18 protein-coding genes are annotated in these 21,500 nt (G+C 52.4%); 9 read left to right on the top strand and 9 right to left on the bottom strand.

Annotation, left to right across the window (positions count from 1 at the left end; all coding sequences use genetic code 11):
- The 7 genes from B2067_RS09355 to B2067_RS09325 all read right to left on the bottom strand — a co-directional run.
- Positions 1–468 (bottom strand): cation diffusion facilitator family transporter (locus B2067_RS09355; RefSeq protein ID WP_301388239.1); only part of this gene is annotated, 468 nt, incomplete at its 3' end.
- Positions 469–530: 62 nt separating this feature from the next.
- Positions 531–3,728: an efflux RND transporter permease subunit gene (locus tag B2067_RS09350; RefSeq protein WP_068435065.1), complete on the bottom strand. Its 3,198-nt coding sequence runs from the start codon at positions 3,726–3,728 to the stop codon at positions 531–533.
- Positions 3,729–3,743: 15 nt separating this feature from the next.
- The gene (locus B2067_RS09345) at positions 3,744–5,150 is read right to left on the bottom strand and encodes an efflux RND transporter periplasmic adaptor subunit (protein ID WP_301388237.1); all 1,407 of its coding nucleotides are present in this window, start codon (positions 5,148–5,150) and stop codon (positions 3,744–3,746) included.
- A gap of 15 nt (positions 5,151–5,165) precedes the next feature.
- A complete protein-coding gene (locus B2067_RS09340; RefSeq protein WP_301388235.1) occupies positions 5,166–6,404 on the bottom strand; it encodes a TolC family protein in 1,239 nt (412 codons plus the stop codon).
- 17 nt (positions 6,405–6,421) lie between these two features.
- Positions 6,422–6,850: a hypothetical protein gene (locus B2067_RS09335; RefSeq protein WP_008284410.1), complete on the bottom strand. Its 429-nt coding sequence runs from the start codon at positions 6,848–6,850 to the stop codon at positions 6,422–6,424.
- Positions 6,851–6,931: 81 nt separating this feature from the next.
- Positions 6,932–7,300, bottom strand: coding sequence for a hypothetical protein (locus tag B2067_RS09330; protein ID WP_076515232.1), 369 nt, complete (start codon positions 7,298–7,300; stop codon positions 6,932–6,934).
- Positions 7,301–7,391: 91 nt separating this feature from the next.
- A complete protein-coding gene (locus B2067_RS09325; protein WP_068435057.1) occupies positions 7,392–8,291 on the bottom strand; it encodes a cation transporter in 900 nt (299 codons plus the stop codon).
- An 80-nt stretch (positions 8,292–8,371) separates the two neighbouring features.
- Between B2067_RS09325 and cadR the strand changes: the two genes are divergently transcribed.
- From cadR to B2067_RS09300, 5 genes are all read left to right on the top strand, one after another.
- Positions 8,372–8,761, top strand: a complete 390-nt coding sequence (gene cadR, locus B2067_RS09320) for a Cd(II)/Pb(II)-responsive transcriptional regulator (RefSeq protein WP_068435055.1) — start codon at positions 8,372–8,374, stop codon at positions 8,759–8,761.
- Positions 8,762–9,006: 245 nt separating this feature from the next.
- Positions 9,007–9,267 (top strand): type II toxin-antitoxin system Phd/YefM family antitoxin, encoded by a 261-nt coding sequence (locus B2067_RS09315; RefSeq protein ID WP_068435052.1) that lies wholly within the window; start codon positions 9,007–9,009, stop codon positions 9,265–9,267.
- A gap of 26 nt (positions 9,268–9,293) precedes the next feature.
- Positions 9,294–9,572, top strand: coding sequence for an arylsulfatase regulator (locus B2067_RS09310; RefSeq protein WP_076515235.1), 279 nt, complete (start codon positions 9,294–9,296; stop codon positions 9,570–9,572).
- Positions 9,573–9,587: 15 nt separating this feature from the next.
- The gene (locus tag B2067_RS09305) at positions 9,588–9,896 is read left to right on the top strand and encodes a type II toxin-antitoxin system RelE/ParE family toxin (protein WP_068435048.1); all 309 of its coding nucleotides are present in this window, start codon (positions 9,588–9,590) and stop codon (positions 9,894–9,896) included.
- 40 nt (positions 9,897–9,936) lie between these two features.
- Positions 9,937–12,999 carry a Tn3 family transposase gene (locus tag B2067_RS09300; protein ID WP_301376531.1) on the top strand — a complete coding sequence of 1,021 codons (3,063 nt, stop codon included), beginning with the start codon at positions 9,937–9,939 and terminating at the stop codon, positions 12,997–12,999.
- Between the two features lie 98 nt (positions 13,000–13,097).
- Here the strand turns inward: B2067_RS09300 and rapA are convergent, their stop codons facing one another.
- Complete coding sequence (gene rapA, locus B2067_RS09295; protein WP_301388233.1) at positions 13,098–15,827, bottom strand: RNA polymerase-associated protein RapA; 2,730 nt, start codon at positions 15,825–15,827, stop codon at positions 13,098–13,100.
- Between the two features lie 195 nt (positions 15,828–16,022).
- Between rapA and B2067_RS09290 the strand changes: the two genes are divergently transcribed.
- Both B2067_RS09290 and B2067_RS09285 read left to right on the top strand, forming a co-directional pair.
- The gene (locus tag B2067_RS09290; protein ID WP_297533568.1) at positions 16,023–16,238 is read left to right on the top strand and encodes a hypothetical protein; all 216 of its coding nucleotides are present in this window, start codon (positions 16,023–16,025) and stop codon (positions 16,236–16,238) included.
- A 647-nt stretch (positions 16,239–16,885) separates the two neighbouring features.
- A complete protein-coding gene (locus tag B2067_RS09285) occupies positions 16,886–18,115 on the top strand; it encodes a tyrosine-type recombinase/integrase (RefSeq protein WP_301388232.1) in 1,230 nt (409 codons plus the stop codon).
- Between the two features lie 80 nt (positions 18,116–18,195).
- Here B2067_RS09285 and phbB read toward each other — a convergent pair whose 3' ends face one another.
- Positions 18,196–18,942, bottom strand: coding sequence for an acetoacetyl-CoA reductase (gene phbB, locus B2067_RS09280; RefSeq protein ID WP_068435040.1), 747 nt, complete (start codon positions 18,940–18,942; stop codon positions 18,196–18,198).
- Positions 18,943–19,181: 239 nt separating this feature from the next.
- On the opposite strand from phbB, the gene thiI reads away from it, so the two are divergent.
- Together thiI and xthA are read left to right on the top strand one after the other, a co-directional pair.
- The gene (gene thiI, locus B2067_RS09275) at positions 19,182–20,690 is read left to right on the top strand and encodes a tRNA uracil 4-sulfurtransferase ThiI (protein WP_297533569.1); all 1,509 of its coding nucleotides are present in this window, start codon (positions 19,182–19,184) and stop codon (positions 20,688–20,690) included.
- The gene (gene xthA, locus B2067_RS09270) at positions 20,683–21,495 is read left to right on the top strand and encodes an exodeoxyribonuclease III (protein WP_301388231.1); all 813 of its coding nucleotides are present in this window, start codon (positions 20,683–20,685) and stop codon (positions 21,493–21,495) included. The genes thiI and xthA overlap by 8 nt, the downstream gene beginning before the upstream one ends.
- Positions 21,496–21,500: the final 5 nt, after the last annotated feature.

Here is a 21,500-nt window from a genome sequence, read left to right as displayed (position 1 = left end):
ATCTTCCAATAAATGCCAGTTCAATACCTTTTCGTTCAGCGTATTTCCCTTGCTAAGACGATAAGCAGCAATACCGTTGACGGTGACGCCCAGAATCGCCAGCGCTAACATGCCCTCGGTGACGGGCATCACTGGATTGGCCAGTCGGGGAATTGCTTCGCTTAATACCCACAGCGATCCGGCAATCAATACCAGGCCGTTGATCAGGGCGCCGAACAGGGACAACCGCCGGTAGCCATAGGTGAATTCGGTGTCGGCGGGTTTACGTCCCAGCCGGTTCAGGAGCCAGGCGCTGCCAATGGACAGACTGTCACCCAGATCGTGCACCGCATCGGCCATGATAGCCGTGCTGTTGGTGAGCCAGCCGCCGATGAATTCGATGATGGTAAAGCCCACATTAAGAAAGAACGCCATTGCTATGCGGCTTGCGCTTTCATCTTTGTGGTGTGAATGATCGTGTTGATGCATAAGCAACCCTTACACAATAAATGTACCTGCCCTGACCGTAACGATAAGGGCAGGCAAAACGTTTATGCCATGTCGCTTAACTTGCCTTTTGAAAACCAGGCAAACAGCACCGGCAATACAAACAGCGTCAAGAACGTAGCGGTTACCAATCCGCCCACGATCACACTCGCCAGAGGCTTTTGGATTTCTGCGCCGACACCATTCGACAGCAGCATGGGGATCAGACCCAGTGCCGAGGTAATAGCAGTCATCAGCACGGGCCTTAGCCTTGAAACCGCTCCATCAAACACCGCATCCGATACTTTCAAGCCATCCGCAATCCGTTGATTGATGCTTTCCACCATGACAACGCCATTCAGGACAGCGACCCCAAACAAGGTGATGAAGCCCACTGAGCTGGGCACCGACAAATACTGACCGGAAATCCAGAGTGAAAACACACCACCAATCACCGCAAGCGGGACATTCACCAGAATCAGCATGGCCTGGCCAACCGAGGCAAAGGCAAAATAAAGCAACAAAGCAATTAATCCCAGCGAAACCGGCACCACCAGGGATAAACGCTTTTGCGCTCGTTGCTGATTTTCAAACTGGCCACCGATATCGACGGAATAACCGGTGGGCAGGTCCACTTGCTCGGCAATCACCTGACGAATATCAGCAACCACGCTACCCATGTCCCGTCCATGAACATTGGCCTGAATCACCACTCGACGCTGCACGTCATCACGACGCACCTGCGGTGGACCAGATGCGATACTGACTTCCGCCACATCCCCTAGGCGAACCCAGGCACCTGACGGGGCCTGTAAACGCAGGTCGGCAATGGTTTCACGGTCTTCGCGAAACCGCTCAGCGAGCCGCACGTAGATGTCGTAACGCTCGTTGCCATTGATGATCTGGCCGGCACTGGCACCTCCCAGCCCTTCGCGTACCAGCTCCATCACGTCGCCCACGGCCAGACCGTAACGGGACAAGGCTCTGCGATCCGGTTTCACGACCAGTTGAGATTCACCGGCGATCTGCTCCATGGCCACATCGCGGGCACCTTCGATTTCTTTTACTGCGGCCTCAATGGCCTGGCCCTTATTGGCCAGCACGGCAAGATCGGGACCAAACAGTTTGATGGCCAGCTGCGCTTTGACACCTGAGAGCAACTCGTCCACACGGGTTGCGATGGGTTGCGAGAAGTTGAACAGTAAGCCCGGGTGTTGCTCCAGTTTCTGTTCCATCAATGACTGGAGTTCATATCGGTTGTCTGCACTGGTCCATTCCGGCACCGGTTTAAGGCCAATATAGATCTCGATGTTATTCACCGGCTCAGGATCGCCGCCGATTTCAGCCCGGCCAATGCGCGACAGCGCATAGGTTACCTCCGGGAATTCCATCAACTTGGCCTCCAGTTTGGGGGCCACTTCCAGGGCCGTGTCCAGACTGGAAGAAGGTGCCAGGGTGACACGCAGATTGATGGTACCTTCCTCCAGTTCGGGCACGAACTCCGTACCCAAGCGGGGCAGAACCAACGCGGCCGCTACCACCATAATGGCAGCGACACCCACCACCACTTTGCTGTGTCCCATCGCCCAGGCTAAACCTTTACGATAGAGCAGATCGAGCGGCTTCAATACAAAGCTCTCGCGTTGGCGAACCCCCCTGCGAAAGAGATAGGTTGCTAGTGCAGGCACGATGATCAGGGCCACCAACACCGCCGAGAGCATGGCGAGCATGATACTGATGGCCATGGGTTGAAACAGTTTGGCTTCGACACCTTCAAAGCTGAACAGTGGCATGAAGACAACCAGAATAATGGCCGTGGCAAAAAAGATGGGGCGAGCGACTTCCTTACCGGCTTCCTGCAGGCGCAAGGCAATACCATGACGGTCGTGGGCCGCATCAACAGGGTCCACGTCATCGGAATCCACCCGCGATTGTCTCTGGGTATCATGTTCAGCATCCGGGTGCGTCAGATGTTTAAATATGTTCTCCACCATTACTACGGAGCCATCCACCAACATGCCAATGGCGACCGCAATCCCCCCCAGCGACATCAGATTGGCCGACAATCCGAACCAAGCCATCACCATTAAAGCGATTCCAATAGATATCGGGATGGACATCAACACCAGAAAGGTGGCGCGCAGGTTCATCAGGAATAGCGCAAGGATCACGACGATGAAAATAAACGCCAGCAGCAGGGCATTGACCACGGTCTGTACGGCCTGGGTGATCAAATCCGCCTGATCGTAAAATGCCTCGAAGCGAACACCTTCCGGTAATGCCTGGTTAATACGCTCAATGCGTGCATTGACTCCATCAATGGTGGCCTTGGTGTTGGCCCCCATGCGCTTGAGCACGATGCCGGACACCACCTCGCCGAGATTCTCCACCTTGTCGTCGGCGTTCTTGCGCGTCATGGTCACCGCTCCCTGACGGATCTCACTGCCCAGGGCCACTTGCGCCACGTCGGACACGGTGATCGTAGTACCGTCCACGGTTTTCAGTGGCACCTGACGGATCTGTTCCAAGCCCTTCTCACCATGATCCAGCCAACCCGTACCCCGGATCACCAGTTGCTCCTGGCCCCGGTTCATATACCAACCGCCGACGTTGGTGTTGTTGCGCTCCAGTGCCATCATGACGTCGTCCTGGGTCAGCTCGTAGGCCAACAGTCGGGACGGGTTTAGGTTAACCTGGTACTGACGCACCTCACCGCCAAAGGAGAGCACATCGGTCACGCCCTCGGCCGGGATCAATAGCAGCTTCACCACCCAGTCGTTCAAGCTACGCAAAGCCATGGCGTCGAAACCGGCATCGGGTTCTGCCACCAGCAGATACTGATAGACCTGACCCAGGCCGGAAGTATTCGGGCCCATTTCCGGTGTGCCGACGCCATCGGGGATCAGCTCCTTGGCAGCCTGAAGCCGCTCAAATACCAGTTGCCGGGCAAAATAGATATCGGTGCCTTCTTTAAAGACTACGGTGACGCCGGACAGGCCGGTTTTGGAAATGGAGCGCACCTCTTCCACATCCGGTAAGGCGTACATCACGGCTTCGATGGGATAGGTAATAAGCTGTTCCACCTCTTCGGCAGCCAGCCCCGGTGCTTCGGTATTGACAGATACCTGCACGTTGGTCACATCCGGAAAAGCATCCAGATTCAGTTTTGGAATAATAAAAACGGCACTGACCGTTAGTGTGATCAGGGCTATCACCACCAGCAATCGGTTGATGACCGCCCAATCGATAATTCGGTTAAACATGGGGTCTCCTACTGCTTAGTGGTTATGGGGGTCAAAGCCGCCCTTGGCGATCTGAGAGGCAACAAAGAAAGCGCCCTGAGTGACGATGCGAGCCCCCGGACCGACACCGCTAATTTCACGTAGCGGCCCGAGCGCTCGACCCAGCTCCACCTCCACTGGCTGGAATTCGCCAGGATGGTCTTCCACGAACACCGTCCAATCTCCGTCTGCGCCGCGCATCAGTGCGGTTTCGGGTACCGCTAGCACGGGCCTTTTAGTCTGGAATCGGAAATACACCTCGGCGAACTGGCCAGGGTGCAGGCGGTGTTCCGGGTTATTGACCAACAGGCGCACGGTACGGGTACGGGAGATGGGATCAATGGTGTGCGCCTCCTGAGTGACCTTGGCGTTTACACGGACATCCCCAGCCACCACTTCCGCCCGCGTTCCCGCGCCCAGCGTCAGGGAGAGATCGGCGGGCAGGTGGGCCTCCACCCAGAGTTGCTTTTCATCGGCCAACGCAATCAAGGGCGCGCCCGCCTCGATGCGCTGCCCCTGCTCGAAATCATCTCTAAGCACCGCGCCGTCAATCTCGGCATGCAGGGTATACTCCCCTAATGCAACAGATTGCTGAGAAGCGACCAACGCTTGCAAGTCCGAGGCGGAAAGGCCGTAGGCCAGCAGCGTCGCCCGTGCCGCTTCTAGGTTGGTTTTGGCCGTGAAGTAACGCTGCTCACCCACGGTTTTGCGCCCAAGTTCCTGTACTCTCTGCCATTCAGGCCAAGCCGTGCGGTAATTGGCTTGTGCTTGCGCCACGGTTTCACTGAACAGAGTAACCAGCGGCTGACTCTGTTCGACGTGATCGCCCAGGGCGACATGGCGGCGCAGCACCACGGAGGGCACCCGGGGCGATACCCGGTAACTGGTGTAGCCGTTGGAAAGGATCTCCCCCGGTGCGTAAAGCTGATAATCGACCTTTCTGGGAGTCAGTGGGTTGATCTGAATATCGGCCAGGGTCATTTGCGCCGGGTTCAGTGACGCAGAAGCAGCTTCTTGGTGACCTCCATTCCCACCATGATCACCGTGGTCACCGCCCTCGCTATGCTCTTCATGTCCGTGTTCTGAGCCGGAGTTGTGCTCGTCGTGGGCGCTGTGTTCATCATGATTTTCGTCGCCATGATCATCGTGCGCATCCTTGTGATCACTATTGACGTCCTCGCCGTGTTCCGCGTGGCCGTGCTCGGTGTCAGGCTTATGGTCATCATGCTCTTCATGGTTTTCCTCACGATGATCGTCATGATTATCCTGTTCGCTATGGGGTGCCGCCGTTATCGCTTTTTCCTGCCCATGCTCACGTGCATGCTCAGACTCAGATTCTTTGGCGTAGCTGGCGGTTGCGGTCGCAAGACCAGCCACCAAAATGGCTACCAGTGTTTTATTCATGTTTATCATTCCTGTTTAATTCGTTGACGCTGTCGATGACTTTGTTGCGTTGTTCAGGTGGCCCGATTGCTGAAGTGCTTCGGTGAGCGCAAGCCGTGTCTGCTTTTCCAGCTCAATGCCTGCCAGCAGGCTTTCGGTGCGTTGATTCAAGGCCAGCAGATAATTAGTGGTGGACAGATCACCCGTGCGCCATTGCCGTTTCAGCAGTTCGGCGCTGTTCTCGACCCGACCCTGAACAACCTCTTGCCAGCGGCGATATTGCTGTTCAAAGCGCTGCCAGGTGGCCTGTGCAGCCTGCCAGTCAAAGCGCTGCTTGCGGTAGATAGCCTGAAAACGAGCCTCGGCCTCCAGCGCTATGCGTTCAGCGGCGCGAGTTTCTGCGCTGAAGTTGTTGCGGACATTCAACGGGATGGAGAAGGTCAGCCCGACAACGCTCTCTCCACCATCACGACCGGAATTGACGCCAAAGGTGGGCTCCGCCTTGGCGGTACGCCGTGTCACTTCAGCTTCCTCCTTCAGCGACTGCCAGCGGGCGTGGGCGCTGGCTACGGCCGGGTGTTGCAGTAACTCCTGATCCGAGGTCAAGTCTGGCTGGGAGGGCCAGAAATCATCAGGAATGCCGCCTCGCGTGGGCGCCCATGCGGGCAGCAGCTCGCGAACCCGGATTTCGGCTTTCTGTATCGCGGCTTCGGCCTCGGCAACCTGAGCCAGCTGCTGTGACAGGGACAGAAAGGTGAGTTCGGCATCGATGCTGCCCAGATCACCTGCCTGCTGGCGCTTATCCACCTGTTCGAGCAAGGCGTTAAGTTGCTGCTGTTGCGCTTGGGCAATGGCGGCGGCGCGGTTGGCGGCATGCCACTCCACCAGTGCGGCAAGCGCCTCGGCGGTTTTGTCCAACACTTGTTGCTGGTACAGCGCTTCGGCGGCGCTTCGCATAAAGCCCGCCTGCTGCCGTCTTGCACCCCGTCTGTCCCACCAGTCGATGGTCTGCTGAACGCCGACCCGGTAGTTGTCTTCCACTCCATTACGCTCCAAATCGGTGGACAGCTCCGGGTTGTAAAGCGGCTGCTCCAGCGCATCGGCGCTGGCGTTGGAGCCCAGCAATTGCTCGCGGGCGGCAAGCACCTCGGGGTGTTTTTGTATCTGGGAGGCGAGCCAGGCGCTCCAACTCGATGTCTCTGCGTAAGCAAGCATGGCCGGAAAAAACAAGAACGCGCCCAGCAAGGCCCGTCTGGGCCAGTCAAATCGTCTCATATTGATGCTCCTGAAATTCAGCGTGCGACGGTTTGGTCGTGCACCGGATTTTGCCGTTGTTGGGGTTCATCCCGGTGAAAGGCGACCTTTATTACGGTATCACCAGGCAAGGCGGGGAGCTTTGCAGAAAAACGCACGCCGCCCTTGCGTGATGCGCGTCTGGTGAGAAGGCGCGGTGAGTAATCAGTGGTTGTTTCCGCAATCAATTCGTTATCAGCAGACCAGGCTGCGATGTCTACATGGCCTCGGGGAAGGCCGTAGCGCAGGTGAGCATCCATCCGTCCGAAGACGGTCAGCTCCGCGGCGGTATGGTTCACGGTCACCTGGCGGAAATGCCAGCGTTGGTTGTCGGTATTGACGACTTCAATTTCAGGCAAGCTGTTTTCGGCCTGAGCGGAATTGACAAGCGCTCGGCTCAGCGCGAGCCCAATAGCGATCTGTTTCATGATGTTTCACCCTAAAATAAATACCAATTGTTCGCTGTAACCCAAGTCTACAGCGACTGATGACGTGCTTTTGAGGCGCGATCAGGCGATTGGAGGGCGAAACAGAGAGGGGGGAATACCAGAGGTGAGGTTGGCCTGATAGTCGGCTTGTCCGTTTTCTGAGAATAAATTGGCCAAGTGTGAAGCGGCTCCGGTCAGAACGACAGAGCCGTGGCCATGACAATGGCAGCAATGGTGGCAGTCATATACAGACTGTCCGGGCTGATCGGGTGTCTGCTTGGCGAGCAGATTGTCGTTTTGGGTATCAGTGGCACTGGATTGGTGCGAATGGTCGAATTCCAAGTGCTCCGTCCCGAATTGATGAAGCTGGTGAACGTCCGCCATGGCAGCCACGGATTGCAGGGCAATCAGTAGAGCCAGTAGACAAGTTAAATGATGGCGGATGTTCATGTGAAATGTGGAGCCCTTATGTTGTCAGGTTCAAAACACTAGCTGCCATAGACTATCATATTATAGAAAAGTTCACCAAAACCGTTTCCGGTCAGGATTTCAGCTGCAAAATACGTCGTGCACCGTTTAGGACAACGACGCCAATAATGAGACCAATCACCAGATCCGGATAGCGGGAACCGGTCCAGGCGACCAGGCCACCAGCCAGGATAACCCCCAGATTGGCAATCACGTCGTTGGCGGAGAATATCCAGCTGGCTTTCATATGCGCTCCACGATTCCTGCTTTTGGCGATCAGCACAAGGCACAACACATTGGCCGCCAAAGCAGCCAGGCCCATACTCATCATCAGGACGGACGCTGGCTCGCTGCCAAACATAAACCGCCGCACAACTTCACTCAAAGCGCCAAACGCCAACATCAGTTGCAACCAGCCAGAAAAATGTGCCGAGCGCAGTTTCAACCGAGTGCTGCGCCCAACGGCATAGAGCGCCACGCCATAAACGGCGGCATCAGCGAACATGTCCAGGGAATCGGCGATCAAGCCAGTGGATTGCGCCCACCAGCCGATGGTGATTTCAATGACAAACATGATGCCGTTGATGGCGAGTAGCCATTTCAGAATACCCGATTCTTTTTGTGCCTCCTGTTGTGCATCTTCATGTGCTTGGGCGATGGCATCACTGTCTACGGGTGATGTGATTTCAAGCGTAGCGCCCAAACCAACAGAGTGCATCCGTTCCTCAATCACATCGGCATTATCCCCATGAAAGATACGCACTATGCGATTGGGGGTATCAAATTCCAGCGTTACTTTGGGTTCCACACTATCCAATGCCATGCGGATCACGCCTTCCTCCGAAGGGCAGTCCATCCTGGAGACATGATACTCGCTAACATAGCCGCCTTGGACGACGCTTGTGCCATCGGAAATCTGTGGTGTGTTGTCTCGTGCATCGCTGTTACAGCTAGCACAGCATTGCTCAGTCATATTAAAACGCTCTTGTTTTTTCCTGGTTATGCAGTTTAAATTCTATAGTCACTATAGAATCAAGAGTGAAATTGGTGGTTATGAAAATAGGAGAATTGGCGAGCGTTACCGGCTGCTCAATACAGACGATCCGTTATTATGAAAAAGAAAATCTGCTGCCCTCAACCCAACGCACCGAGGGAAATTTTCGCTTGTATGACAAAGCGGCCGTCGACCTGTTGCTGTTCATTAAACACTGCCGCAGTCTGGATCTCAGCTTGAAGGAAATCCGTCAACTATTGGCGCTCAAACGCTCGCCTGGCGCGCAATGTGATAAGGTGAATCGGATGATGGACGCCCATATTCAACAAGTGGAAGACCGCATTGCCGAGCTGACGCAATTGCGTAGGCAACTCAAAGCGTTGCGCCGCAGTTGCTCAAGCGACCGCACGGTGGAGCAGTGCGGCATACTGCAAAATCTGACCACCTAGTCAGAATCCGAAGCGGTAACATTGGTTTTCTGATCATTGGAAGTCACACGTCTACCCTGGATATCCCATTCCACCTTGTTCGGCGATTTTTCACTGAGGTCGGGCTCATGGCGCAGTTTCTGGCCAGTTCCAGGGAAACTGCTCGAGGCTATGTCCGTGTAGACAGGCGAGGCAAGGCATTGACGTAGATCGCTCGTTTCGAATATTATGGACGAATCGAACGATATTTGGTGAGGTACCAGACCATGGACACACTTTCTGCCAATGAAGCCAAAACCCAGTTTGGTGACCTGCTGCTAAAAGCGCAACGTGCGCCAATCCAGATCAATAAAAACGGAAAACCGGTTGCTGTGGTTATCTCAATGGATGAGTACGAGAGCATTAAAGCGCTCAAGCTGAGATTGTTGCAGTCGAGGGCCACTCAGACCAAAGCTGATATCAAAGCAGGTAACACCGTTGATGGTGAAGCATTTTTTAATGATTTGGAATCAGGTCACCACGACTAGACGATAAAATTTCTGGGGGAAGAAAAATGTCTGCTGTCGAGCTGAATGCAGAACAACTTCAGATGGTAAAGATCATCCATGACCACGCCCTCCGGTTTCCTCTTACCGAAGCCGGGGATGAGCAATTATTGCAAACCTGCTACGACTACATGGATGTGTTCAAACGGGTGATGGATAGCACCTCTCACATCCAAATGGATTACATCTGTCAGCAATACGATGGCTTTTATCGTTTTGCCAAACTCATGGAAATGCTGGCACAGGGGATCGCCGATGGCATTGTCGATGTTCCCAAGGATCATTAGTCCCGCCAATACGCCATGTCAAATTACCGCTTAACCCCGGATGCTCAATCCGATCTTATCGACATTCGTCGTTTTACCCTAGACCGATGGGGAGAAGCGCAGTCGAAGAAATACCTGTTCGAACTCCGACAAACCCTTCACCTGCTGGCTGAAACCCCGTCCCTGGGAAAGCCCAGGCCGGATGTAGGGGAGGACGTGTTGAGCTTCCCCCACATCAGTCATGTCATTTATTACGTGGTTCATGCGCAGCAGTTGGTGGTGTTTGGTGTCCTGCACAAGCGGATGGTGCCAGTGAATCACCTGGATGGGCGCGAGGTGATTTAAATGTGGCTGACGATCGGGCCGCATTGAATCGGCACTCGCTATGGAAAATATCGAACGTATTCAGCTGTTATCCAGCACGGAAGTCGAAGAGTTATATGCTCGCCCAGAATTCAATACCCATGAACAAAGCCTGTATTTTTCATTAAGTCCGACAGAACGCGCCGCGCTTGAGCAGTTTCGCAATACCCAGACCCGTATCCACTTCATCCTGCAATTGGGTTATTTCAAGGCCAAGCAGCAGTTTTTTAACTATTCGCTCGATGAGGTCAGTGCCGATGTTGAATATATCGTTGCAACCTATTACAACGGTGCAGATGCGGCACAGTTCACCGGAAACCTCTCTCGTGAATATTCGCGTAAGCAACGCCAGGCGATACTGTCACTTTTCGACTACCGAAGCTGGTCGCCTCAATTTAGAGCTGAAATAGAATCCCACATCGGTCTGTTATTACGCTATTACCCCAAAGGGCACAGTGCTTTCCGGCAGTTGCTCGCGTTTTTCGATCACCAGAATTTAATCATTCCGTCCTATCGAACGTTCCAGGACATGTTCAGCCGCGCCTTTGCCGCCGAGGAACAGCGGTTAAATAACGCCATCTCTTCCATACCGTCATCAATCAGTGGCCAGCTTATGACGCTGGTGCGGCGAGATGATGGTATCACGGCGCTCAACATCATTCGCGCGGATCAAAAAGACTTTCAGTATACGGCGGTCAAATCGGAAGTGGACAAAGCCCTGCGGATTGAGGAGTTGTACGAGTTTGCGAACGGTTTTATTCCGTCTCTGGGGTTGTCAAAGAATGCCGTTCGCTACTATGCCGATGTTGCCGAACAGTATGCCGCATCCCGCTTACGTCGGCTGAGCAAACCGCAAAAATGGCTCTATGCTTTGTGCTTTGTTTACCACCGCTACCAACAGATTATGGATAATCTGATCGTTAGTTTTTGCTATCACACCCGCGCCATTATGGACGCCGGCAAGACCTACGCCTCAATGGCTCATATGGAGCACAGCTCCAAGGTGGTGACCGACTTTCCCAAGCTGGCCAAGTTTTTGAAGTGGTTCCCAAATCGAAACCCCAACATGAGTCAGGATGAACTGAATGAAGCAGCCTACAGCATGTTGCCCAAAGAGCAGTTTTCAGCCATGGCAGAGTTTCTGGAAGGCAAATCTTTCGATAAGAAAGCCGCCTTGTGGGAGTACTATGGAAAATCTTCTCGCATATTTGCACTGTATCTTCGCCCGATATTTACAACAGTCAAGCTGGAGTACTACAAGGAAAACAGCTACATCGGCGAATTGATCAATCTACTGAAAGCGCATTATGCCAGCGGGAAAAGTCCATCGGATTTAAAAATTTGTGATGACCTGGGGTTTACCATCCCCAAAAACATGAATCAATATTTGAAGCGGGAACCGAATGACACGCACATCGATCCGTACCTGTTCGAGTTCTTTGTTTACCAGAAAATTTATCATGAGATTGACCGTGGCCGTCTCTATTGCAATGACAGTGTCTCTTACTGTGATATCGATACCGATCTGGTGGACGACGCACTGGTAGACGATGTTGAGAAGATCGCGGCGGAGTTTGGTTATCCCAAGATACCCATCTACTGTGATCAGCGACTTGAGGAGGCGCTTCAGGAGCTGAACAACGCCTGGGAGCGAACGACTCACAATATCCGTGAGAATAATAATCATGGATTCAGTGTTCGAGAAACCAAGACCGGACAACAACACTGGAGTTTGCTCTATGACAGTGTTGAAAAGCTGGATGATGCGTTCTTTAAAAACCTGCCCAAGGTGGACATTGCCAGTATTGTCATGTTCATCGGCGATCGGATTGGAATGTGGAGCGCATTTACCCACATGAAAGATCGCTACACCAAGCGGAAAAAACCGCTGCCTCTGGCGATCAACGCCTGCTTGTTATCAGAGGCGTTTGGGTTCGGTACATTGAAAATGGCTGATATGTCTGACCTGGAAATCAGCCAGTTACGTGCAATGCGGGAGGATTTCGTGCGGGTGGATACGCTATGCGCCGCCAATGAAATTGTCAGTAACCACATTCATTCGCTTCCCATATTTAATCAGTGGAATTTGATGGATGAGAAAGTACTAGCGGATGCGGATGGACAAAAATTTGCGACCACAGACAGTACAATTCAATCCCGTTACTCCAGGAAGCACCTTGGCAAAGGCCGTGGTATCTCACTCTACACGCTGCTCGCCAACTATGTGGCAGTTAATGCGAAAAATATCGGCCTGAACGAGTACGAAGGACATTCGCTGTACGATATGATCTACAACAACAAAACCGATATTGATATCCACATGGTGACCGGTGATAACCATTCATTGAACAAGCTGAATTTAGTCACGCTGGATTCCATCGACGTGGATTATGTCCCCAGCATCAAAAATGTGCGAGACGCTGCTGACGATATCTATACCGCTGAACCGTTAGACTATGACACCGGAATCCTCAAACCCAAGGGCGTGATCAATGTTGATCGTATCCGCTCACAACGTCGAGGTGTCATGCGGGTATTACTTTCACTCATCATGCAGGAGAACACCCAGAGCAATATCATCCGTAAGCTCAACTCACATGCCCGTTATGCCAGGCTCAAAGCCGCGCTGTTTGAATATAATACCATCTTCAAGAGTATCCATGTTCTCAATCTGATTGACGATATGGAGCTCAGGAAAGCAATCCGAAGCGCCCGTAATCGCACAGAGGCCTACCATCAGCTTCAGAGCAATATCCGGAAGACTTATAACGGCATCTTTCAAGGCAAAAGAATCGTCGAAAACCGGGTCAGTGCCCATGCTGCCAGGTTAATCGCCAACTGTATCGTGGCCTACAACAGCATGATCTTGAATGCCGTGTACCAAAGGATGCTGGCCAACGGCGCGCCTCAAGCGGTCATCGATGAATTTATCCGGATTTCACCGATTGCCTGGACACATACGTTATTTACAGGTCGGTATAACTTCAAGAAAAGCAGCGGGAAAATTGATGTAGACGCGATGGCAAGGATATTGGAGGATCATGTGAAACAGCATTTTTGGCGTGACGATGGGCCTCAGAATTGATGATAAATTGGTCGTTTATGCAAACTTGTCAAATTTGTCGGTTCTTCCACAGGACCCCTTCAAGGGGGCTAAAGTGCTGACAGGCGGACAGTTTCCGCTCAGCCGCAGAACACCAGCCGCACACTATCGAGTACTAACTGAGAGCCCTTAATTGCCTCAAGAACGGCGTCACGCTCTGATTCAATCGACGCAACTTCGGAACGTGACACTGAACCGCTTCCTTTTGCCAATGCTTCTAGCCGATCAATTCTGATCTCATACGCTTCAGCTGCCTTTGCTGACGCCCGATCTACCATCTTACCAAGCTGGCCCATGCCCATTTTCTCCAGCTTGCTGATCAGAGGTCTTACCTGGGCTTCTTTCTGTTCTACTAAGCCACGGGCCGTGCCACGCTTCAGAGGCAAAACAAACTGCCCAAGGTCAGGCTCGTTAACCTTCAGGTCACCGGTCGGCGTCATAGTCAGATGCATAGCGTCCGGTGGCAGGAATCGTTCGATCTGCAGAGCGCGAGCAGCGGGACAGATCGCAGCAAACTGCAACTGAACAAAGCAATCACCGGTTGTGAAGTCGTGATTTTCGATATAACCAACAGCGGCATTGCCGACAGGACTGGTTGTAAGAAGCTCAAGCGCCTGATCAACGAATGGATGCTCCCAGCTCAGGAACTGAACATCATCCCGGCTCAGGGCGACGTCACGCTGAGTCGTCGCCATAAACCCATCTTCAGGCAAGTGCGGCAGGTCTGGCACCAGCATATGATCGCCCGGCGTGATAGAAATACACTCACCGCCAAGATCTGCAACCTCTAAGCCAAACGCGTCGGCGAACAATTCGATGAAGTCGTTCAGTTCAGCTTCATCTTCAATGTGCTGAATTGCCATAGCCTGCGCTTGCTGGCGTGCACGCCCGGGCGGGCAGGAGTGAATTTCGAGCAGCCTGTCGCGGCCCTGTTCGTACTGTGCTTCGAGAGCCTTACGTTCTGCAGAAATTGTCTCTGCCAGAGAGTCGGCCGATTCATCAGCAAGCACCACCGCCTTAACCTGGCCTTCATATTTCTCCAGAAGAGGCTGGGCGGTAGGGTTAGGGTGACTGAAGCAGTCGAATGCCTGATTCAGCAGCGAGGCCCAGCGTTCAGTGGCGTGCCCTTCGAACACTGGGATGTGAATATTGATGTCTTTTTTCTGACCAATGCGGTCTAAGCGACCAATGCGCTGTTCAATCAGATCACAGTTAAATGGCAAATCGAACAGGATCAACTGAGATGCGAACTGGAAGTTACGCCCCTCACTGCCAATCTCAGAGCATATAAGGAGTCTTGCACCTTGTTCCTGATCCGCAAAGTAAGCCGCGGCACGATCGCGCTCAACCATATCCATATGCTCATGGAACACTGAGCAAGGGACGGCGTGTTTCTCCCACAGAAACTTTTCAAGATCGAGTACTGTGTCTGAATCATGCGTTATCAGAACGAACTTCTCTGACTTATTCTGAGCAAGCACATTAAGCAACCATTCAACGCGACTATCCACGGAACACCAGTCATAAAGGCCTTGCTGCGGATGCAACTGATCTGGGCTGTCGGCAAAATCTGTCGGCAACGGCAAGCGAACGATATCAGGAAGTCGCGAGGGGAATCCGGCAACGCCGTGGCGGGTGTTTCGGTAAAGTGCACGTCCCGGACCGAAGCGATCAATAAGTGCGTTGAGAGCGCGCTCATCAGATTCTCTCTCATGGTCAGCGATACTGCTATCCAGCAGCGCTCGCTGCTCGCTTGTCAGTTCATCACCAGAGTCGAGCGCTGAAGCCAGCTCAGCGTATGGTCGATACTTATCCTGCTGTTCGAGGAAGGCCGCCAGAGAAGGATAACGATCCGGGTCCAGCAGGCGAAGACGGGCATAATGACCCTCAATGCCGAGCTGTTCAGGAGTTGCCGTCAGCAGCAGAACCGATGGGGCGATATGTGAAAGCTGCTCCACCAGTCGATAGCCGTCGTCCTGATGATCCTCAGACCATGACAGATGATGAGCTTCGTCGACAACAACCACATCCCAATCTTCGGAAAGTGCTTCGGCTGCTCCAATATCAGTAGTCGCCAGCGACAGTGGGCATATGAACATCTGCCCCGAGGAAAAACCATTTCCCTCGATGAAGTCGGCCTCAGTCGCTACATTGAAGTGAAGGTTGAAGCGGCGGACCATCTCCACAAGCCACTGATGCACAAGGTGATCGGGCACCAGAATAAGGACCCGCTGCACGCGATGCAGTCGGATCAGACGATGCAATATCAGACCTGCTTCGATGGTTTTACCGAGCCCGACTTCATCGGCAAGCAGAACGCGAGGCAGCGCATCCTGAGTAGTCTGCTCTGCAATGTGCAGCTGATGTGGCAACAGGTTAGTGCGCGCGCCCAGCAAACCGTAGTAAGGGCGGCTACGTAACTCCGCGATTCTGGAAAGAGCAGACTGCCTCAGCTCGAACAGATTGTTATTATCTATCTGCCCGGTAAACAATCGATCGGAAGGCGCATTCAACTGAATCGCAGCGGCTAGCATGGTTTCAGGGATATCCCGGTCGCCATTGCCGTAAAAGAGAATATCGTCTATTTCGGTGACTTCAGCAACTGTAAACAAGCTACCATCCTGAAGTGGAACTTCATCTCCCGGTGCAAACCGGATTCGGGTGAGGGGCGCACCCTGAATAGAGTATGTTCTCGATTCATCCGCGACAGGGAAGTAGACGGTGACCATTCTGAAATCGACACTTTGAATAAGCCCCAATCCCAGATCTGTTTCTGCTTCACTGATCCATCGCTGACCAACTGCGTACATAAATATCGGCTACCTGATTTTGAGACAATCGTGAGTGACAGCGGTGCTGTCTTTGGGGCGCGGAGTGTAACTCATGAGGGCGGATTTTCCCATGCTCAGGAATGAGTGACACACGATTATCCGGGTTTAACTTTTTAATCGCTTAGCCGATATAGTATTGAGAACCAACTAGGATATGGAAACAAGGAGGCGGATGTGGATACCATCCAATCGATACTCAGCAATTCAGTTGCACCAACACGCTCATCTCTGCAGATTGAAGCATCGCATGCCCCCATCCAGAAGACTGAAATTGCAGCAGCCAGTAACTCAGTACAACACTCGCCACAGGTCTCTTTAGGGGATGCGAACTTCAAAGGGAGCGTGGATCGATCAACCTTGCCCAAGGACGAACAACAAGCACAGGCTTGATCCACTCGGCGCTGTACTCAAACAGGTTTCCGGGCGGGCTGAGATCAAATACGAATACAACCGTTACTAAAACGCCGACGATTTTCTGTGCTCAGCAGGAGTAAGGATTACGGAAAGCCCTCAATTGAGTACGTTGCGTACTACATAGTTCGCGCGAAGGTTATTTCCGCGTCCCTTACAAGCATGCTATTTCCGATAATTGTTATTATCGGAATAGAATCGATAAGAGAATCTGAGCTGTCTTTCGCGAACGGTTCGACCAAGAAACCATAGCGATTTGCCTTAGCAATGCCTGGACTAAATAACCCCAATCCTTCATCCCAACCACCACTCAATACGTATTCAGTCTCTTGTGCTTACCGCAGTGCTTACCGAAATAAAAACGCCCCCTGATTTTGAGCATGTGCGCATCAAACGAATGAACTACGGACTTAACGTTTTATCTTTCAATTAGTTAGCTCATTCTTCTAAGTCACTTTCTACCACCAAACTCAAAAGCAGAGCTGACATCAAGTATAAGAAACTGCACCGCAATGCTCCCTAAGAGCGCCTGATCTGCCAGTACAATCCAGGCCTTGCTACTTCCGATAATTTGGAGCACAGTTAAATCCACAAATCTTCACACTACCAAACCTTATGACGACAATATGAAGCCTGAGCATCAGACGCCGACACCACTCATCGACCAGCTCGACGAGATCAGCAACCCCTTGTCGTATGCGCGAAGAACTCTGTCTACTTACGGGGCCAGCCCATCGGATGCCTTTGATGATCTCGTTCACACGATCACCTTCTTGCAGGCGTATAACGGATCAACAGCAACCTTTAATAGTTATCGGCGCGAGACAGAGCGCCTGCTTCAATGGTGCTGGACGATTCAGAAAAAATCGCTCGGTGAACTCACCCGGCAGGACCTTGAGGCGTACGTTCATTTTTGCCAGAACCCGCCCAAGACCTGGACAGGATCTGTTCAGGCACCACGGTTTCTTTCAAAAAACGGAGAACGCACGATCAACCCCAAATGGCGCCCGTTCGTCAGCAAACCAGACAAGCTCGGTAACACCCCCTCGATGGCTCTGTCGCAGAAATCACTTCAGTCGCTCTTCGCAGTTCTGTCTACCTACTTCAACTTCCTGATCCAGGAAGACTACCTGAAGCTCAATCCCGTCAGTCTGATTCGCCAGAAGAGTAAGTTTTTGCAGCGTCACGCGTATCAGGAGCCTGTCAGAAGGCTCTCGAATTTACAGTGGGACTTCATATTAGAAACGGTTGAGCAACTCGCTGAAACCAACCCAGCTGAACACGAGAGAACTCTTTTTGTTATGAAATGCCTGTTCGGCATGTACCTCAGGATCTCGGAGCTCGTCGCTGACGAGCGCTCCGCACCTGTCATGGGTGATTTTCAACAAGACCAGGACGGTAACTGGTGGCTGAGAGTGGTTGGCAAAGGAAACAAAGCGCGAATGGTTACCGTATCGGATGACATGATGTCCGCCCTACGCAGGTACCGGACACACCTATCCCTACCTCCATTACCTTATGTTGGCGAGCAGACACCATTACTTCCCAAGCTCAGAGGACGCGGCCCAGTTACCAGTACCCGTCAAGTGCGTTATCTGGTGCAGAAATGTTTCGACCTGGCCTACGAGCGCATGTCAGAACAGGGATTGAAAGAGGAAGCGCAGGAGCTGAAGGTCTCCACAGTTCACTGGTTGCGACACACTGGAATTTCGGAAGATGTGAAATTTCGACCCAAAGAACACGTACGTGAAGATGCAGGTCATGCCAGCATGGCAACGACAGATCGCTATATCGACACCGAGATGCGTGAACGCCACGCAAGTGCCCGCCACAAGAAACTTAAGCCCGAGCTGTAGCTGTGAGCGCGGCAAAGATGGGTTAACCAGGCAATAAGCTTGAAGGGCGACCGGCGCCCTTCAGTGTTTTACAGGACCGGTCAGTGCATGTACTGACCACCATTCGCAGACACATTCGTCCCGGTAATGAAGCTGGCATCTTCATGCGCAAGAAAACTCACCACACGAGCAATATCTTCTGGTTTGCCGAAGCGACCAACCGGAATATTCTTACGAATACCCTCACGGATTTCTTCAGGCACTTCCATAATCATTGGCGTGGCGATGTACCCAGGGGAGATAGTATTAACGGTCACCCCTTTGCTCGCGACCTCCTGAGCAACAGCTTTAGTGAAACCATGCATGCCTGCTTTAGCCGCAGAATAGTTGGCCTGACCGAATTGCCCTTTCTCGCCATTCACTGAGCTGATGTTAATGATTCGCCCATAGCCGTTAGCGAGCATGTCATTCACTACCATGCGCGTCATATAGAAAACAGAAGTCAGGTCGGTATTGATAACATCAACCCACTGCTCCTGATTCATTTTCCGCAAAGTAGAATCACGGGTGATCCCGCCGTTGTTTACCAGAATGTCGATCGTTCCGAAGTCGCGTTTAATCCCTTCAATGCACGCCTCACATGATTCCCACTCGGTAATATTGCCGAAAGCGACTGGTATACCGTACCCCTCTGCCGCCATCTGCTCTTGCCACTTCTGGGCCTTTTCATGCTTGCCGCCCGAGTAATACCCTGCAATCACCTGATAGCCGTCATCCACAAGCTTCTTGCAGATGGCTGATCCGATGCCACCTGTACCACCAGTAACGAGTGCAATACGCTTCGCCATTTCCTACTCCTTCAGTTCACTTAGTGCTGGAGACATATTTATCTTTCACTAATGAAACTAGTGTTACCCTGTTCCTTTGTGAACCTTAGTGGCTGAAATAGTCACTAGTCGCACCGGGTTGATATGGCAATGTGGTCACTGTCATTGCAGTGTGAATACTTATGGCCTGCTCCGACGTATTATGACTCTGCCCAGCGCTCCGCTATAATGCCGCGTTTCGCACCCACCCTTGGTCTGTCATGAAGTTTGTTGTAAAGCTATTCCCTGAAATCACGATCAAATCCAAATCCGCCAGAAAACAGATGACCAAGATTCTTCGTCAGAATCTGCAGGTCTTGTTTCGTCAGCACATGCTGTCTGCGGATGTTCAGAATAAGTGGGATAGCCTGCTGATTGTCATGAACCAGGAAGATGACGTATCAAGGCGCAAAGCCATCGACATCCTGAGCCATACTCCAGGAATCGGTTTTTCACTTGAGATTGGTGAATACGAATTCACTACCCTCGACGACGCTTACCAAAGAGTCAGGGATGAATACCGCGAGCGAGTAGCTGGAAAAAGCTTCTGTGTACGCATTAAGCGTGCCGGGCACCACGATTTTACGTCGCATCAGGCTGAGATCTACATGGGTGGCGGCATATTAAAAGAGACAGATGCTGCCTCGGTCTCACTTAAGAATCCAGAAGTCGTGGTCAATGCTGAGATACGCAATGACCGGGTTCAGGTGGTGCGCCAGCAGATCAAAGGCCTTGGTGGGTATCCTTTGGGTAGTCAGGGAGATGTTCTTTCTCTGATCTCAGGCGGCTTCGACTCAACGGTAGCCAGCTACCTGATGACCCGACGCGGGCTAAAAACTCACTTCTGCTTCTTCAACCTGGGCGGCAGCGCTCACGAAATCGGCGTCAAACAAGTCGCTCACTATCTGTGGAGCACGTACGGCGAGTCCCATAAGGTTAAATTTGTGACAGTGCCTTTCGAAGAGGTTGTGACCGAGATTCTTACCAAAATAGAAACGAGTCAGATGGGCGTCGTACTGAAACGAATGATGTTCCGTGCAGCTTCGCGCGTTGCTGATGACCTTCGCCTCCCTGCCCTCGTCACGGGTGAAGCAGTAGCTCAGGTGGCGTCTCAGACCATCACCAATCTTGCGGTCATCGACCGGGTAACTGACCACATGGTACTGCGCCCACTGGCGGCCATGGATAAGCAGGAGATTATCAATACCGCCCGACGTATCGGTACAGAAGCTTTCGCAGCTAACATGCCGGAATACTGTGGTGTAATCTCGGTCAATCCAACGACGATGGGCGACCGCAAGCGTGTCGAAGAAACAGAGCTGGATTTCGACATGGCTGTACTCGAAGATGCGCTCAGCCGCTCTGTCACGCAACGCATCGATGAGGTAATCACAGAGGCGGAAAGTGGCCTGGAAGATGTCCCTATTGTTGAAACCCCCAAACTCAACGACGTCATTGTTGATATCCGCCACCCGGCCGAATCAGCAGACAACCCACTTGAGCTGACGAACAACCGCGTACTTGAAATACCTTTTTACGAATTGGAGTCAAGGCGCGCAGAGTTCGATGAAACACACCGATACCTGCTCTATTGCCAGAAGGGCACCATGAGTCGCATTCACGCCCATCACCTGAACATCGACAGCAAGATCGCGTTCGGAATTTTCAACGAGCCCGATATCCGACGCCCACTCGCTGACGCACAACAGAAGGAGTCTACCAATGCCTAAGGTCGTGAGTTTTAACATCAACGGGGTTCGCGCACGCCCACATCAGCTCGAAGCCATTCGTGATCAGTTAGCGCCCGACATCATTGGCTTACAGGAAACGAAAGTACACGACGAGCAGTTCCCAATCGGTATTGTTCATGAAATCGGCTATCACGTTGAATTTTTTGGCCAGAAGAGTCATTACGGCGTTGCCCTTCTCAGCCTCAATGCTCCGGAGTCCGTTCAGAAAGGTTGGCCATGGGACGACGACGAAGCTCAGAAACGATTGATTCATGCGACATACCGCATCGACGGTGAACTCTGGCATGTGATTAATGGCTACTTCCCGCAGGGCGAGAGCATCCATCACGAAACAAAATTTCCGGCAAAGCGTAAGTTCTATGCAGATCTGATGCGCTACCTGAATGAAAACTTCACGACCAGCGATAACGTCCTGATCATGGGTGACATGAATATCTCACCTGAAGACACCGATATCGGTATTGGCGAACCTAATCGTAAGCGTTGGCTAAAGTCCGGTAAGTGCAGTTTTCAGCCTGAAGAGCGGGAGTGGTACGAGACATTGCTTAGCTGGGGTGTTCGGGACGCGCATCGCAAGATCCATCCGACTGACAACAGCACCTTCAGCTGGTTTGATTATCGTTCAAAGGGGTTCGATGACGAGCCAAAGCGCGGCCTGAGAATTGATCATATCCTGGTAACACCGTCTCTCTATGAGCGCTGCATAGATGCGGGTGTGTCTTACGACATACGGGGCACAGAGAAACCATCGGATCACGCCCCTGTCTGGGCTACATTTGAATAGTTTTC

It is taken from the genome of Thalassolituus sp. UBA2590 (assembly GCF_002339775.1).
Classification (GTDB): domain Bacteria; phylum Pseudomonadota; class Gammaproteobacteria; order Pseudomonadales; family Oceanobacteraceae; genus Thalassolituus.
The sequence above is the reverse complement of the archived record's forward strand: the minus strand, read 5'-3'. Positions and strand labels throughout refer to the sequence as shown.

What these genes read in the sequence shown, in the direction of transcription:
- B2067_RS09350 (WP_068435065.1), bottom strand. Translation starts at nt 3,728, where the DNA reads ATGTTTAACCGAATTATCGATTGGGCGGTCATCAACCGATTGCTGGTG.
- B2067_RS09345 (WP_301388237.1), bottom strand. Translation starts at nt 5,150, where the DNA reads ATGAATAAAACACTGGTAGCCATTTTGGTGGCTGGTCTTGCGACCGCA.
- B2067_RS09340 (WP_301388235.1), bottom strand. Translation starts at nt 6,404, where the DNA reads ATGAGACGATTTGACTGGCCCAGACGGGCCTTGCTGGGCGCGTTCTTG.
- B2067_RS09335 (WP_008284410.1), bottom strand. Translation starts at nt 6,850, where the DNA reads ATGAAACAGATCGCTATTGGGCTCGCGCTGAGCCGAGCGCTTGTCAAT.
- B2067_RS09330 (WP_076515232.1), bottom strand. Translation starts at nt 7,300, where the DNA reads ATGAACATCCGCCATCATTTAACTTGTCTACTGGCTCTACTGATTGCC.
- B2067_RS09325 (WP_068435057.1), bottom strand. Translation starts at nt 8,291, where the DNA reads ATGACTGAGCAATGCTGTGCTAGCTGTAACAGCGATGCACGAGACAAC.
- cadR (WP_068435055.1), top strand. Translation starts at nt 8,372, where the DNA reads ATGAAAATAGGAGAATTGGCGAGCGTTACCGGCTGCTCAATACAGACG.
- B2067_RS09315 (WP_068435052.1), top strand. Translation starts at nt 9,007, where the DNA reads ATGGACACACTTTCTGCCAATGAAGCCAAAACCCAGTTTGGTGACCTG.
- B2067_RS09310 (WP_076515235.1), top strand. Translation starts at nt 9,294, where the DNA reads ATGTCTGCTGTCGAGCTGAATGCAGAACAACTTCAGATGGTAAAGATC.
- B2067_RS09305 (WP_068435048.1), top strand. Translation starts at nt 9,588, where the DNA reads ATGTCAAATTACCGCTTAACCCCGGATGCTCAATCCGATCTTATCGAC.
- B2067_RS09300 (WP_301376531.1), top strand. Translation starts at nt 9,937, where the DNA reads ATGGAAAATATCGAACGTATTCAGCTGTTATCCAGCACGGAAGTCGAA.
- rapA (WP_301388233.1), bottom strand. Translation starts at nt 15,827, where the DNA reads ATGTACGCAGTTGGTCAGCGATGGATCAGTGAAGCAGAAACAGATCTG.
- B2067_RS09285 (WP_301388232.1), top strand. Translation starts at nt 16,886, where the DNA reads ATGAAGCCTGAGCATCAGACGCCGACACCACTCATCGACCAGCTCGAC.
- phbB (WP_068435040.1), bottom strand. Translation starts at nt 18,942, where the DNA reads ATGGCGAAGCGTATTGCACTCGTTACTGGTGGTACAGGTGGCATCGGA.
- thiI (WP_297533569.1), top strand. Translation starts at nt 19,182, where the DNA reads ATGAAGTTTGTTGTAAAGCTATTCCCTGAAATCACGATCAAATCCAAA.
- xthA (WP_301388231.1), top strand. Translation starts at nt 20,683, where the DNA reads ATGCCTAAGGTCGTGAGTTTTAACATCAACGGGGTTCGCGCACGCCCA.